Source organism: Streptomyces sp. WAC 04229 (assembly GCF_003947455.1).
Taxonomy (GTDB): domain Bacteria; phylum Actinomycetota; class Actinomycetes; order Streptomycetales; family Streptomycetaceae; genus Streptomyces.
The window spans coordinates 1-13,089 of sequence record NZ_QHJH01000201.1 but is presented as its reverse complement, the minus strand read 5'-3'; the positions used below and the strand labels follow the sequence as shown (position 1 = coordinate 13,089).

At 71.0% G+C, this 13,089-nt stretch carries 15 protein-coding genes and 2 tRNA genes; 13 read left to right on the top strand and 4 right to left on the bottom strand.

The features are described from left to right. Positions 1 to 508: 508 nt before the first annotated feature. Together DMH12_RS32440 and DMH12_RS32435 are read right to left on the bottom strand one after the other, a co-directional pair. The gene (locus DMH12_RS32440; protein ID WP_125494961.1) at positions 509 to 1,174 is read right to left on the bottom strand and encodes a YdcF family protein; all 666 of its coding nucleotides are present in this window, start codon (positions 1,172 to 1,174) and stop codon (positions 509 to 511) included. Beyond that, complete coding sequence (locus tag DMH12_RS32435; RefSeq protein WP_125494960.1) at positions 1,171 to 1,965, bottom strand: GntR family transcriptional regulator; 795 nt, start codon at positions 1,963 to 1,965, stop codon at positions 1,171 to 1,173. Before DMH12_RS32435 ends, DMH12_RS32440 begins: the two co-directional genes overlap by 4 nt. A 158-nt stretch (positions 1,966 to 2,123) precedes the next feature. On the opposite strand from DMH12_RS32435, the gene DMH12_RS32430 reads away from it, so the two are divergent. From DMH12_RS32430 to xerC, 11 genes are all read left to right on the top strand, one after another. Beyond that, on the top strand, positions 2,124 to 2,453 hold the full coding sequence (locus tag DMH12_RS32430; protein WP_052836754.1) for a hypothetical protein: 330 nt from the start codon (positions 2,124 to 2,126) through the stop codon (positions 2,451 to 2,453). 2 nt (positions 2,454 to 2,455) lie between these two features. After that, positions 2,456 to 3,793, top strand: a complete 1,338-nt coding sequence (locus DMH12_RS32425; protein WP_125494959.1) for an FtsK/SpoIIIE domain-containing protein — start codon at positions 2,456 to 2,458, stop codon at positions 3,791 to 3,793. A gap of 220 nt (positions 3,794 to 4,013) precedes the next feature. Beyond that, positions 4,014 to 4,682, top strand: a complete 669-nt coding sequence (locus DMH12_RS32420) for a DUF2637 domain-containing protein (protein WP_125494958.1) — start codon at positions 4,014 to 4,016, stop codon at positions 4,680 to 4,682. A 16-nt stretch (positions 4,683 to 4,698) separates the two neighbouring features. Then, a complete protein-coding gene (locus tag DMH12_RS32415; protein WP_125494957.1) occupies positions 4,699 to 4,881 on the top strand; it encodes a mobile element transfer protein in 183 nt (60 codons plus the stop codon). Positions 4,882 to 4,894: 13 nt separating this feature from the next. After that, a complete protein-coding gene (locus DMH12_RS32410; protein ID WP_125494956.1) occupies positions 4,895 to 5,191 on the top strand; it encodes a hypothetical protein in 297 nt (98 codons plus the stop codon). 91 nt (positions 5,192 to 5,282) lie between these two features. After that, a complete protein-coding gene (locus DMH12_RS32405) occupies positions 5,283 to 5,465 on the top strand; it encodes a hypothetical protein (RefSeq protein ID WP_125494955.1) in 183 nt (60 codons plus the stop codon). Positions 5,466 to 5,470: 5 nt separating this feature from the next. Then, the gene (locus DMH12_RS32400) at positions 5,471 to 5,716 is read left to right on the top strand and encodes a hypothetical protein (RefSeq protein ID WP_312023981.1); all 246 of its coding nucleotides are present in this window, start codon (positions 5,471 to 5,473) and stop codon (positions 5,714 to 5,716) included. Further along, positions 5,713 to 6,909 carry a DNA cytosine methyltransferase gene (locus DMH12_RS32395; protein WP_125494953.1) on the top strand — a complete coding sequence of 399 codons (1,197 nt, stop codon included), beginning with the start codon at positions 5,713 to 5,715 and terminating at the stop codon, positions 6,907 to 6,909. Before DMH12_RS32400 ends, DMH12_RS32395 begins: the two co-directional genes overlap by 4 nt. Next, positions 6,906 to 8,327, top strand: a complete 1,422-nt coding sequence (repSA, locus tag DMH12_RS32390; RefSeq protein ID WP_125494952.1) for a replication initiator protein RepSA — start codon at positions 6,906 to 6,908, stop codon at positions 8,325 to 8,327. The genes DMH12_RS32395 and repSA overlap by 4 nt, the downstream gene beginning before the upstream one ends. Next, complete coding sequence (locus DMH12_RS32385) at positions 8,324 to 8,527, top strand: helix-turn-helix domain-containing protein (RefSeq protein WP_125494951.1); 204 nt, start codon at positions 8,324 to 8,326, stop codon at positions 8,525 to 8,527. The genes repSA and DMH12_RS32385 overlap by 4 nt, the downstream gene beginning before the upstream one ends. Beyond that, the gene (gene xerC / locus DMH12_RS32380) at positions 8,524 to 9,750 is read left to right on the top strand and encodes a tyrosine recombinase XerC (protein WP_125494950.1); all 1,227 of its coding nucleotides are present in this window, start codon (positions 8,524 to 8,526) and stop codon (positions 9,748 to 9,750) included. The genes DMH12_RS32385 and xerC overlap by 4 nt, the downstream gene beginning before the upstream one ends. 77 nt (positions 9,751 to 9,827) lie before the next feature. On the opposite strand, the gene DMH12_RS32375 is transcribed toward xerC, so the two are convergent. Next, a tRNA-Arg gene (locus tag DMH12_RS32375) sits at positions 9,828 to 9,900 on the bottom strand. Between the two features lie 214 nt (positions 9,901 to 10,114). Continuing rightward, positions 10,115 to 10,205 (bottom strand) — tRNA-Ser (locus DMH12_RS32370). Positions 10,206 to 10,385: 180 nt separating this feature from the next. On the opposite strand from DMH12_RS32370, the gene DMH12_RS32365 reads away from it, so the two are divergent. Beyond that, positions 10,386 to 10,865: an SSI family serine proteinase inhibitor gene (locus DMH12_RS32365; RefSeq protein ID WP_125494949.1), complete on the top strand. Its 480-nt coding sequence runs from the start codon at positions 10,386 to 10,388 to the stop codon at positions 10,863 to 10,865. A 200-nt stretch (positions 10,866 to 11,065) separates the two neighbouring features. Then, positions 11,066 to 13,089 (top strand): PAS domain-containing protein (locus DMH12_RS32360; protein ID WP_260474420.1); only part of this gene is annotated, 2,024 nt, incomplete at its 3' end.

The following is a 13,089-nucleotide window of genomic DNA, read 5'->3' as shown; positions in this document are numbered from 1 at the left end:
ACCCCCGCCCCTCCACCGACCCACCATGCAGCACGTTCCGCAGGCCTCAACCCACCACTCTCCCCAGCTCCCATCCCGTCCGCCGTCGACCCACACACCGTGGAGCGGGCGTGGTTCAGGGCGTCCAGGTGGAGCGCGCCACTGTACGAACGACCTGGACGCCCTGGGCCGCGTCTGCTCGGCTCTGCCTGGGTCGACGGCGGTCGGGATGGGAGCACCCCACGCACGCCCTCTACGGGCCCGCGGTCGGCGACGGCGCCCCCTCCATCCCGGTGCCGGCCGATCCCCCGCCGGAGGCATCGTCTTGACCGAGCCCCCGTTGTGCGGTGATCGCCTCATGGCTTCCGGCCCTATCCACGTGTGGGCGCGCGTCGGCGCAGCGCGGGCGGAGCGGGCCGAAGGCAGGAGCGTCGCCCGCAGTGGAGCCGGGAAGCGCGCCCGGCGGAGCGGAGCGCAGCCGGGGCTTGATGAGGTAGAGAAATCTGTAACAGCTCTCGCTGGCGCCCGGTCAGGCCGAAGGTGCCTCGGTGGTCAGGAGTCGGCTCGTGAACCCGGATCGGCAAAGGCGCTCGTACGCCTCGATCACGTCGGCAGGTACGGGCTGCCTGATGAGGTAGCCCTGTTCCGGGTAGACCAGGAGACGCTGTAGCGCGCCCACGAGCATGTCGATCACCATGCGGGCATCGCCGAGGGAGTCGACGTACTCGTTCAGGGTCATCGGGCTGGACGCGCTGACGATCTCGACGTCTGGCCACAGCTTGCGCGCCGTGGCGTATGCCCGCCGCTCCTCGTACGGCTTGCTGATCAGCAAGACCGACGACACGTTCACGCCGGCCTCCTCCAACAGCTCTCGCGAGAAGCGGATGTTGTCCCCGGTGTTCCGCGCCCGCGGCTCTACCAGAATCGCTGAGCGGGGGACTCCAAGCTCAAGTGCCCGCTCCTGGTAGTGGACCGCCTCACCTCGCGGCATGCGCTCCCGCGTCGTGGGGCTGGTCGCGCCGGTGAACACGATCAGCGGAGCCATGCCGCGCTCGTAAAGCTCGGCTGCCGTGTCGGCGACGCCCAGGTCGTGACTGCCGAGTCCGATCGCGACAGAACAGGGCCGGGGCGTGTGGCCCATCTGGTGGTACTCCCACAGACGTCGCGTGTCGGCCCAGTTCTGCGTAGAGATCACTGCTGGTCTTCCCTGTCCTTCGCCGAGTCCGGTACTTCGAAGTCGTACTCCCAGGCGAAGCGTGACGCAGCGTGCACACCGATGGCGAACTCCACCACTGTGCCGTCCGCCGTGTAGGTGGTGCGGTGCAGCTCGACCACCGGCTCCCCGGGCGGTAGTTGCAGGAGGCTCACTTCGTCGGCCTTCGCGGCGCGGGCAAAAATCCGCTCTCGCATGTGATCGATTTCGTACCCCGCGTCGTACAGCACGCGAAAGCCGCCACCCCGGCCGGCGGGGCCTGGAGTCGGGTCAACGATGCGCGTGCCCTCAACGTGCTCGGGCCGGTAGTAGCTGGTGAGGGTGTGTGTCGGCTGGTCACCTTCCTTGACGAGCCGGGCGCGGGCGTAGACCGGGGCGCCCACTGGCAGGCCGTGTGCGTCTGCCACCTCCGCCGGCGCTTCAACGAGGCTGACCGTCTGGGTCTGCTCGTTGCGGCGGTATGCCCGCCCCGAAGCCACACGGTCCGCGATGAACGCCACCTCATCGCCGTCCCGCCACTTCGCCTTGTCGTACCGGGCGATGCCGAGTCGCTTGAGCGGGACCTGTTGCCGAACGACCGTGCCGTGCCCGCGCGACGAGGTGACCAGACCTTCGGCTTCAAGCGCCTTGTAAGCGGCGTGAACGGTCGCCTTTGAGCCTTCGCCGGCCTCGACCAGCTCCCTGATGTGCGGCAACTGCTGGCCCGGGGGGTAGTCACCCCGCTTGATCTGCTCAGCCAGCTTGTCCGCCAGCTCCCGCCACTTCGGCGCCATCACGTAACCCCTCTCTACGGAGTCCAGTGAAACATAGTCCTAGGACTGTTGACAGTCCTAGGACTGCGGTGCAGTATCTCTCTCGTCGCTCGCAGTCCTAGGACAGCGAGGACGAGCGGCCTCTATTGGGCTGCTCCATCGTCAAGCAGGGAGTTTCGATGCCGTCCTTCAAGATCGACCTTTCCACCGCTGTCGTGTTCGTGGCGACCGCGCCGGAGCCGAAGATGGCCAACAAGAAGACCGGTGAGCGGGCCGTGGACCGGGACACCGGTGCGGGCCTGTCGACCGTGGGCCTGCTCGTCTCGGACGAGGGGGAGGGCAACCTCTACCAGGTCACCATCCCCGAGACCGGATACCCCGAGGGCCTGGCCCCGGGCATGCCGGTGCGGGTGGTCGGCCTCAAGGCCCGTGACTGGGAGAACGAGTTCAACGGCCAGAAGCGCCACGGGATCTCGTTCCGCGCGGTCGCGATCACCTCGGCGGCCTGACCATGAGCGACCTGACGCTGTTACTGGAGGCCACGGGCGCCCTGGCGGGTGCCGGCGGTCTCGGCTACGCCAAGCACCGGGCGCCGCGCGTGTACTGGTCGACGGTGGGCCTGCCGCTCACCTGGGGCCGGTTCACCTTCTCCTACCGCTCCACGATGGAGGTGTGCGGGCTGACCGTGCAGCCGTCCGGGCTGCGGGCGTTCATGACCCGCAACCTGGCCCGCCGCGAGGTCCGGCCCGTGCCGCCGAAGGTCCGCCGGGTCCGCCCCTCCTCGACCGGGCTGCGCATCACGCTGCGTCTTCCGGCCGGCCTGGAGCCCGCCGACGTGGCCGCCTCCTGTGAGCGGCTGCGCCACGCCTTCGGCGTCCAGTCGGTCACCGTGTCCGAGACCCGGCCCGGCTTTGTGGAGCTGCGGATGACGGGCTACGACGTCCTGCGCCGGGTCCGTCTCCCGCGCTCCGCACAGCCCCGTGGTCTCACGGTTCCGGTGGCCTTGCGCGAGGACGGCACGGTCTTCGAGCGGGACTACCGGGCGGTTCCGATGGCGCTGACCCTCGGCGCGAACCAGTCCGGCAAGTCCGTCTACCAGCGCAGCCTGATCAAGGGCCTGGCGAAGCTGCCGGTGGGTCTGGTCGGCGTCGACTGCAAGCGTGGTGTTGAGCAGAGCCGTTACGCGCCCCGCTTGTCCGCGCTGGCGACGGACCCGGACATGGCGGGGCGGCTGATAGATGCGCTGGTCCTGGAGATGGGGGAGCGGTTCGATCTCCTCGCGCTCTACGGGGTCTCGGATGTGTGGGACCTGCCGGTCAAGCTGCGGCCGGTGCCGCTGGTCGTCCTGATCGATGAGGTGGCAGAGCTGTTCTTCGTCACCTCGAAGAAGGACGAGGCGGCCCGGGACCGGACGGTCATGCAGCTCGTGCGCCTGGGTCAGATGGCCCGCGCGGTCGGCATCTACCTGGAGGTCTGCGGGCAGCGCTTCGGCTCCGACCTCGGCAGGGGCGCAACCGCCCTGCGGGCCCAGCTCACCGGCCGTGTGGTGCACCGCGTCAACGACAAGCAGACCGCCGAGATGGGACTGGGCGACATCGCTCCGGACGCGGTGATGGCGGCGACCTCGATCCGGGCTGATCGTCCCGGTGTCGCGGTGGCCGGTGACACCTCCGGTGGCTGGTCTCGCATCCGCACCCCCGAGACCACGCCGGCCGACGCAGCCGCCGTGTGCCGGGACTTCGCGCACCTGACCCCGGATCTGCCGTTCCTGGCCCCGTTCCGGCCCCCGGCCCGGCAGGTGGTGCCGCCGATGCCCACCACGCCCCCGCTGGACACCCCGCAGACCTGACCCCGGAAAGGGGGGATCGCTCATGGCTCCGCGTAGCAAGCCTGCCAAGCCCACGACCGTGCCGTGTCCGCCCTGCAAGGGCACGGGTGAGGTCTCCCGCCCCGTCCGCGTCGGACGCCAGCGCCGGACGGTCGGCCAGCAAACCGGCATGTGCCTGAACTGCTTCGGCGCCGGCGAGATCCCTGCCGACCACTGACCCCGGAAGGGAGGTGAAGAGCCCATGTTCCGCCCGATCCGCATCGACGCCGTACTCATCCAGGCCGTGATCGCCGGTGCCCTGTCCTTCGCCCACGTGCACGACCTCGCCGAAGCAGCCGGACAGACCGGCTGGAAGGCCTGGGCCTACCCCGTCTCCGTCGACCTCCTCTTGGTCGCGGTGTGGCGAAGGCTGCGCACCGAAAGCTCGAAGCTGGCCTGGTTCTGGTTCCTGGTCGCCCTGGTCGCCTCGCTCGGCGCGAACATCGCGACCGCCGGGCTCCTCGACCTCGACCACGTTCCGGCCTGGCTGCGCATCCTCGTCGCCGGCTGGCCCGCCCTGGCCTTCCTCGGCGGCACCCTCCTCGCGCACTCCCCGACCGACCCGGCACCGACCTCGGACCGCGAGCCTGCGCCCCGGCCCGCGCCGGTCGTCGACCGACCCGAGCAGCCTGAGCAGGCCCCGGAGATCCCGACGCCGGAACCTGCCCCGGCTCTCCCGCAAGCCCCGGCCTCGGCTGTGCCGCCGAAGACCTCGGCTCCCGCGGTACCGCCGGCCCTGGTCGACCACGCCCGCAAGGTCGCCACCGAGCACCGCACCCGCACCGGCACGGACATCGACACCGCCACGCTGCGCGCCCGCCTCGGCGTCCCGGAAGACCTCGCCGGCGCGATCGTCGCCCAACTCGCCTGAAAGGAGGTGACCCCGCATGCGCCCCAACCGCTTCTACGACCTGATCCGCATCGGCCCCGTGAGGGTCGGCACGTTCAACAACGGCCGTGGCCAGACCCGGCACACCGCCGCCTGCACCGCCCCGAACTGCGGCTTCTCCACCGAGCACCGCGACCGCTCGGCGGCCGAACTCGCCGCCCGCACCCACCGCTGCACCTGAAAGGAGGCACGCCATGCAGCTCCCCGACGACCAGATCCGCGCCGGACACATCCCCGCCGACCTCTACCGGCAACTCCCGCCCGGCACCGACCTGCGACGCGTCGTGATCGTCCAACAGGCCCCCCGCTCCTACACGGGCCCGATCGTCCTGACGCTCGTCGTCGTCACGGGATCGGTCGCGGTGCTGCTCGTGGTCGCCTTCCTCGTCCAGGTCATCGCCGGCGCCGCCGTAGCGGTCCTGTCGGCCACTGGCGGGCTCACCTACACGATCAAACGCACGTCCAAGCGCAAGCACTTGAGCAGCAAGTAACACCGGCCGGGGCGGCCTCAACCGCCAAGTTTCCGCCGCCCCGGACGGCCCTCCCATCCAGATCCAACGGACCCGAAAGGGCAGCCTCATCATGCCTCAGCACGCCTCGAACACGCGCGTCTGCCGCGACTGCGACGGCTTCCCCGTCGTCGCCATCACCACCGGCACCCGCCACGCCGACGGCTCCCGCGCCACCCTCCGGATCACCTGCACGGCCTGCAAGGGCACCGGCACCACCGCCCCCGCCGCCGCGCTGACCCGGACGGGGCGGTGACCGTCGTGGGACTCCTGAACTGGAACTCCGGCCAGCACTACGACCACGCCGGCGACTGCCCGTGCACCCAGTGCGGCAAGCCCACCCCGCTGCGCTCACACTCCGGTGAGCCCGTCCACAAGGTGTGCGCGGAGGACTGGAACGACCGCAACCCGCACGCCACCCGGCACGAGCACGACGGCCGCGACCTCGGCACCCACCGGTTCCACTCCGACCCGCCGCGCAAGAACCGTAAGGGCGGTGCCCGATGACCGCCCCCGGCCGCATCCTCGACCTCTTCGCCGGCCCCGGCGGCTGGTCCCAGGGACTGCGCAGCCTCGGACTCCGAGACGTCGGCATCGAGGTCGACCCGGCCGCCTGCGCCACCCGCGCCGCCGCCGGACACACCACGATCCGCGCCGACGTCGCCGCCTACCCCACCGCACCCCTGCGGGGGAAGGTGACGGGGCTGATCGCCTCCCCGCCCTGCCAGACCTTCAGCGCCGCCGGCCTCCGCGCCGGAGACGACGACATGAACCTGTGCCACCAGGGGCTCGACGACCTCGCCCGCGGGAACGACACCCGCGCTGCGCTGCGCGCCCACTGTGCCGACCCCCGTTCCCTGCTCGTCGTGGAACCGCTGCGCTACGTGCTCGACCTGCGCCCTGGCTGGATCGCGCTGGAAGAGGTCCCGGCCGTGGCGCCCTTGTTCGCCCATGTCGCAGGCATCCTGCGCGGTATCGGCTACTCGGTGTGGACCGGTGTGCTCAACGCGGCCGATTACGGCGTCCCGCAGACCCGCCGCCGGGCCTTCCTGCTCGCCTCCCGCACCCGCACCGCCGCACCGCCCGAGCCCACCCACGCCAGGAACCCCGGACCCGACACCCTGTTCGGCCCGGCCCTGGAACCGTGGGTCACGATGGCTGACGCCCTCGGCTGGGGCGCCACCGACCGCCCCGTCCCCACCGTCACCGCCGGCGGCGGCAAGAACGGGGGAGCGGAACCCTTCCCCACCTCGGCTCGCAAGGCGCTCATGGACGCCCAGCGGCGCGGCTCATGGGTCCTGCACACCAACCGCAACCAGATGCCCGACGGCAGCCGACAGACCACCGACCCGCACACCGCGCCCGCGCCGACATTCACGGCCAAGGCAGGCGGCCAGTGGGTCCTGCGGCACAGCAACCGCCGCAACGCCACCGTCCGCCGCACCGACGAACCCGCCGCAACCCTGCTCTTCGCCAAGGCCAGCAACGACGTCTCGTGGGAGAAGACCGGACCCGCAGGCCCGGAGTCCGTCCGCATCAGCGTCCAGGAAGCCGCCGCCCTCCAGACCTTCCCCACCGGCTACCCCTTCCAGGGCACCAAGACCCGCCAGTTCGAACAGATCGGCAACGCCGTACCGCCCCTGCTCGCCACCGCCGCCCTGCGCAACCTGGCCCCCGCCGTCCTGGAGGTGGCCGCGTGAGCGACACCGCCACCATGGCGGGCCTGGACCCGGCCACCCTCGCCGACGTGCTGAGGCTGGCCGGGTCCCCCGGCTTCGACCGCATCCAGGACCAGATCCGCCGTACCGGCGGCTGCTCCGACCCCATCCACCTGCAAGGCTCGACGGTCACCCGCGACGCCACCACGGGCAAGGTGCTGCACTCCTACTCGACCGACACCGAGCCCGGCGGACGGCTCCGCCTCGCCTGCGGCAACCGCCGTGCCTCCCGCTGCCCCTCCTGCGCCTGGACCTACGCCGGCGACACCTACCACCTGATCCGTGCTGGTCTCGTCGGTGATCCGGCAAAGGGCACTCCCGAGACGATCCGGGATCACCCGCGGGTGTTCGCCACCCTGACGGCGCCCTCGTTCGGCCCGGTCCACAACCGGCCCGGCACCCGGCCCTGCCGCTGCGGTGTCCGCCACGGGGAGGATGCTCCGGAGCTGGGCACCCCGCTCGACCCCGGGTCGTACGACTACGCGGGCGCCGTGCTGTGGAACAACCACGCCTCCGAGCTGTGGCGCTACTTCACGATCTACCTGCGCCGCGAGATCGCCAAGCGTGCCGGACTCACCCAGAAAGCCGCCAAGGAACAGTCCCGGGTGTCCTTCGGCAAGGTCGCCGAGTACCAGAAGCGCGGCGCCGTGCACTTCCATGCCGTCGTCCGCTTCGACGGACCCGACGGGCCAGACGATCCCCCGCCGCCGTGGGCCACCCTCGACCTGCTCACCGACGCCATCCGCGCCGCTGCCGCCCGCGTGGAAGTCGACGTCCCCCCGGCCCGCTACCAGCCGGACCCGAAGAAGCCTGCGATCACGCAACCCGCCCGAACCCTGCGATGGGGCACGCAGCTCGACGTGCGCCCCATCCGGGCCTTCGGCGATGGAGAGGACATCACCGAACAGGCGGTCGCCTCCTACGTCGCCAAGTACGCCACGAAGGCTGCTGAGACCACCGGCACGGTTGATCGCCGGATCGGCAGCAAGGACGCGCTCGTCCTACTCGGCGTCGCCGACCACCCCCGCCGGCTCATCGAAGCGTGCCTGGACCTGCACGCGCTCTACCCGGACCGCAAGCTCCGCGACTGGGCTCACATGCTCGGCTTCCGCGGCCACTTCTCCACCAAGTCGCGGCGCTACTCGACCACCCTCGGCGAACTGCGCCAGACCCGCGCCGACTATCGCGCAGCCCAGCAACGCGCCGCCCTCGGCCTGCCCGACCCCGACGACGAGGACGCCACCACGCTCACCCTCGCCCACTGGACCTACGCCGGCCATGGCCACACCCCCGGCGAATCCTGGCTCGCCGCCAGCATCCGCCGGGACATCCAGCACAACCGCGAAACCGCCCGCGAAGAACTACCCGCCCTGCTCGACCTGGAAGGAGCCGCAACATGACCACGACTGTGATCACGCGCAAGTGGTACACCACCGCAGAAGTTGCCGAGATGCTCGACTTCGGTCTCTCCAAGACGAAGATGCTCGTCCTTACCGGCGAGATCCGTTCGGTAAAGGTCGGCCGTAACCGGCGCATCCTTCCGGCGTGGGTGGATGAGTACGTGGCCCGTGTCGTCTCGCAGGCTGAGGAGGCGGCGTGAGCGGCAAGCGCGGCAACGGTGAGGGCTCGATCTACCCGTACAAGAACGGGTACGCGGCCTACGTTTGGGTGACCAAGCCGGACGGCAAGAGGGCACGCAAGTACGCCTACGGCAAGACCCGGGAAGAGGTCCACGAGAAGTGGCTTGCCCTCCACGCTGAGGCCAAGCGAGGCCCTGTGGCCACACGCCACCGGACGGTTTCCGCGTTCCTTTCGTACTGGCTCGACTCAGTGGTCAAGCCCAACCTGGCTCCCCTGTCGTACGTCTCGTACGAGGGCTCCGTGCGTCTCTACATCGTTCCCCACCTCGGTGCGAAGCGGCTCGACCGGCTCACGGTCCGCGATGTCCGCGAGTGGCTGACCAAGTTGGCCGGCGTCTGCCAGTGCTGCGCTCAGGGCAAGGACTCGAAGCGTGAGCCCTCCCGGCAGAAGTGCTGTGCGGTCGGGGAATGCTGCGAGGCATACCCCTCCCGTCGCGTGATCCAGGCCGCCCGGGACGCTTTGCGGGCTGCCCTCACGCACGCGGTCACCGAGGAGGAGATCAGCAAGAACGTTGCCTCCCTGGTGAAGGTGCCCAAGCCCCGACGCCGCCGCATCAAGCCGTGGTCAGTCGCCGAGGCGGGCCAGTTCCTCACCGACTCCGCCGCGCGGGAGGACCACCTCTTCGCCGCCTGGGTCCTGGTGCTCAGCCTCGGCCTGCGTCGCGGTGAGGTTCTGGGACTGACGTGGAAGTCCGTCGACTTCGAACGGGGTGAGCTGTACGTGGATCATCAGATCCAGCGGGCCGGGCGTCAGATCCTGCACCGCGAGACCAAGACCGAGGAATCCGACGACTTCCTTCCCCTGCCGGCGCTCTGCCTCAAGGCATTGCGGATGCGCCGTGCCCAGCAGATCGGGGACCGGAAGGCTGCCGGGGAACTCTGGCAGAACAGTCACGATCTGGTCTTCACCACGAAGTACGGCACCCCGATCGAGCCGGGCAACATGACCCGGATGTTCGCCCTGCGGGCTCGTCGCGCCGGCCTGCGGGTGATCCCGCTCCGGAACACCCGGCACACGTGCAGCTCGCTCCTGGTGGCGCTGAAGGTGCACCCGAAGGTCGCGCAGCGCATCCTGCGGCACTCCCAGATCGCCATGACGATGGAGGTCTACGCCGAAGCGAGCGAGGAAGAGGTGCGGGACGCGATCGGCAAGCTGTCGGACGCGATGGGCGGCACCGGTTGACGCGGTTGCTGTACTTCGCTGCTGTACGGCCGTGAAACGTCAAAGGCCCCGGAATGATCCGGGGCCTTTGACCTGTGTGCACTCGGCAGGATTCGAACCTGCAACCTTCTGATCCGTAGTCAGATGCTCTATCCGTTAAGCTACGAGTGCTTGTCTTCTTCAGTTTTACCGACGCTCCCGGCCCTTCCGGCCCGCTCGCGGCGACAGGAAGAACATTACATGACTGCCGCCGCCATGTGAAATCCATTGGCCGCACCCGTTGTGAGCTGCGGAAACGGCCTTCATGGCGGGGTGCGCGACCCCGGACGGACCCCGGACGACATCGAAGCCCCGGCCTGGTGGGCCGGGGCTTCGATGATCGGTGCGGAGGCGGAGGGATTTGAACCCTCGATGGGCTTTAAGACCCAAACCGCATTAGCAGTGCGGCGCCATAGACCGGACTAGGCGACGCCTCCAGACAACATCACCCTCTCGCGGGCGAGCGCGAGCGGTGCGTGCCGATGATGACACAGTTGAGCGCGCTGTCACCAATCGACCCCCACGGTACTAGGCGGGCGGGCCGCAGGGCAAAGCCCTTGTGGCGCGGTCGGCGGGCCGCCGCGCAACGTCCGGCGCGCCCGCGCGTTGGGCAGGGCATGTTCCAGGTCTCCCGCATCCCCGCCGCCCGCCTCCTCGGCGCCGCCGCCCTGTCCTTCGCGTCCCTCGCCTCCCTCTCCGCCGCCCACCCGGCCGCGGCCGTCGGCACCGATGCCGGTGCCGGTGCCGGTGTCCCGCACGGCGACCACCTGACCGTCACCGTGCGGAACGCCGGTCCGGCCGCCGACGGGACGTACGAGCTGTACTGCCACCCGGCCGGCGGCAGCCACCCCGACCCGGCGGGCGCCTGTGCCGTGGCCGAGCGCGACACCCGCTGGGGCCAGGAGACCTTCGCCCCGGTCCCGCAGGGCAGCGTCTGCACCATGCAGTACGGCGGCCCGGCCACCGCGCACGTCACCGGCATCTGGGCCGGACGCCCCGTCGACGTGACGTACGACCGGCGCGACGGCTGCGAGATCTCCCGCTGGAACCGCATGGTGCCGCTGCTGCCCGAGGTGGGGGCGCCGGGACGGTCGTAGGGGGCGCGGAGCTCCGTCGCGGGCGCCCGCCCCGCGGCCACCGCTCACACGTTCTACGTCACTTCCTCGTGCGACCTCCGTCGCATCCCACGCCGCCCGCCGGGGCCCAACCCTTAGACTCCCTCGCGTGACACCCTGGGGGCCGGTTGGCAAGATGGCCCAGGCGGTCGGCAAGTGCGGTAACAGGAGGGAAGCGTCTCGTGAGCAGCAGGCCATCCCGAGGCACTGCTCGCCTCGCAGCCATACTGGACGCGCTGCCCGACGCGTTGGTACTGGTCAACGCCAACGGCACCGTGGTCAACGCGAACACCATCGCGCTGGAGGCGTTCGAGACTCCGGGCACCGCGCTGGTGGGCCGCGGACTGCTGGACCTGCTCCCGCAGTTCGACTCGCGGCTGATCCCCGGCTCCATGCGGCGGCCCGACCACGTCGACCCGCGGGCGCGCACCAAGCCGACCCGGATGATCGCCCGGCGCACCGACGGCGCCGAGTTCCCCGTCGAGGTCACCAGCGCCAACCTGGAGACCGGCCAGCAGGCCTACGACACCTACGGCTACACCGGCGACGAACTGCTGATGCTCGTCGTCCGCGACCTCTCCGGCACCGTCGACACCGAGGCCGAGCTGGCCCGTTCGCAGCGCCAGACCGAGATGATCCTGCGGGCCGCCTCCGAGGGCGTCGTCGGCACCGACACCGACGGGCGGATCGTCCTCGTCAACCCGGCCGCCGCCCAGATACTCGGCTACCGGGCCGGCGAACTCGGCGGCCGTGAGCTGCACACCCTCGTCCTGCACTCGCGGGCCGACGGCTCCCCCTTCCCTTACGACGAGTCCCCGCTCGCCGACACCCTGCGCTCCGGGCGCAAGCACCGGGTGCGCGGACAGGTGCTGTTCTCCAAGAACGGCGACCAGGTGTCCGTCGACCTGACGACGGCGCCCGTGCGGGACGGCGACCAGCTCGTCGGCGCCGTGATGACCTTCACCGACCGCCGCCCCCACGAGACGCTGGTCAAGGAGCACGAGGAGGCGGAGCAGCGGCACGCCGAGGAACTGGAGCGGCTCGCCGAGGAGCACGCCTCCGAGCTGACCGCGCTGCGCCGGCAGCACGAGGCCGAGCTGGCGGAGCTGCGCGAGAAGCACGCGGAGGAGATCGCCGCGGACGCCGACCGCTACGCCGCGCTCGGCGAGCGGGAGAAGGACCGGTACGAGGCGATCGCCGCCCGGCACGAGCAGTTGCTCACCCTGCTCGGCGGCTCGCTGCGCGGGCCGCTGGACGAACTGCGCCGGGAACTGTCCGCGCTCGCCTCGGACGACGCCGGGCAGCTGTGGCCCGAGGCCAACCAGGTGCTGCACCACCTGTCGGCCGGTTACTCCCGCATCACCACGCTCATCGACAACGTCCTCGGCTACCAGCGCCTCGACGTCGGCAGCGAGCAGGTCGCCCGTACGAAGGTGATGCTCGACGCCGTCGTCGCCGCCGGTGTCGACGGGGCCGTGGAGCTGATCGGTCCCGGGCGGGTGCAGTTCGCCGTGCACGCGCCGCCCATCGAGGCCGAGGTCGACGTCCGGCTGCTGGCCACCGCGCTGGCCCACCTCGTCGCGGACGTCGCGGGTGTCGACGCCACCGGCAACTCGCCCGTGTCGGCGACGGGCGGCTACCTGGACAACACCGTCGTGGTCGCGGCGGCGCAGCGCGGCGCGGTCGTCCGCATCGAGGTGCGCGGGCCGTACGCCGGGGGAGACCCGGTGCACGAGCCGATCGTGCGCGGGATCGTGCGGGCGCACGGCGGCGTGCTCCAGACGCACGAGATGCCGGGCATGAGCGGCAGCGCGTACGTGCTGGAGGTGCCGATCGGAGGCGGGGCCGGGGCCGTGGCGGCCCAGACGCCGGCCGCGGATCCGGCGGCGGCACGGATTCCGGCGCAGGGCGGCGGGGACGAGGGTGCCGCGGGTGCGGACAACGCGCTCGCCGTTCGCGAGCCGGCTGCCGGGGGCGGGCGGCGGCGCGCCCGTCGGGCGGCGTCCTCCGTGGACGCGTTCCTGGAGAGCGAGGTCGGGGGCGGCGAGGAGCCGGGCGGGCCCGAGGACGAGGGCACCGCACCGACCGGGCGACGCAGGCGGCGCGCGGCTCAGACGCAGGAGCAGACCGGGCCGGAACAGGCCGCGCGGGAGCAGGCCGCACAGGGTTACGTCGCCCAGGCGCCGGGCGCCCGGCCCTCCGCCCC

What these genes read in the sequence shown, in the direction of transcription:
- DMH12_RS32410 (WP_125494956.1), top strand. Translation starts at nt 4,895, where the DNA reads ATGCAGCTCCCCGACGACCAGATCCGCGCCGGACACATCCCCGCCGAC.
- DMH12_RS32430 (WP_052836754.1), top strand. Translation starts at nt 2,124, where the DNA reads ATGCCGTCCTTCAAGATCGACCTTTCCACCGCTGTCGTGTTCGTGGCG.
- DMH12_RS32420 (WP_125494958.1), top strand. Translation starts at nt 4,014, where the DNA reads ATGTTCCGCCCGATCCGCATCGACGCCGTACTCATCCAGGCCGTGATC.
- DMH12_RS32415 (WP_125494957.1), top strand. Translation starts at nt 4,699, where the DNA reads ATGCGCCCCAACCGCTTCTACGACCTGATCCGCATCGGCCCCGTGAGG.
- DMH12_RS32435 (WP_125494960.1), bottom strand. Translation starts at nt 1,965, where the DNA reads ATGGCGCCGAAGTGGCGGGAGCTGGCGGACAAGCTGGCTGAGCAGATC.
- DMH12_RS32385 (WP_125494951.1), top strand. Translation starts at nt 8,324, where the DNA reads ATGACCACGACTGTGATCACGCGCAAGTGGTACACCACCGCAGAAGTT.
- DMH12_RS32365 (WP_125494949.1), top strand. Translation starts at nt 10,386, where the DNA reads ATGTTCCAGGTCTCCCGCATCCCCGCCGCCCGCCTCCTCGGCGCCGCC.
- DMH12_RS32425 (WP_125494959.1), top strand. Translation starts at nt 2,456, where the DNA reads ATGAGCGACCTGACGCTGTTACTGGAGGCCACGGGCGCCCTGGCGGGT.
- DMH12_RS32395 (WP_125494953.1), top strand. Translation starts at nt 5,713, where the DNA reads ATGACCGCCCCCGGCCGCATCCTCGACCTCTTCGCCGGCCCCGGCGGC.
- DMH12_RS32405 (WP_125494955.1), top strand. Translation starts at nt 5,283, where the DNA reads ATGCCTCAGCACGCCTCGAACACGCGCGTCTGCCGCGACTGCGACGGC.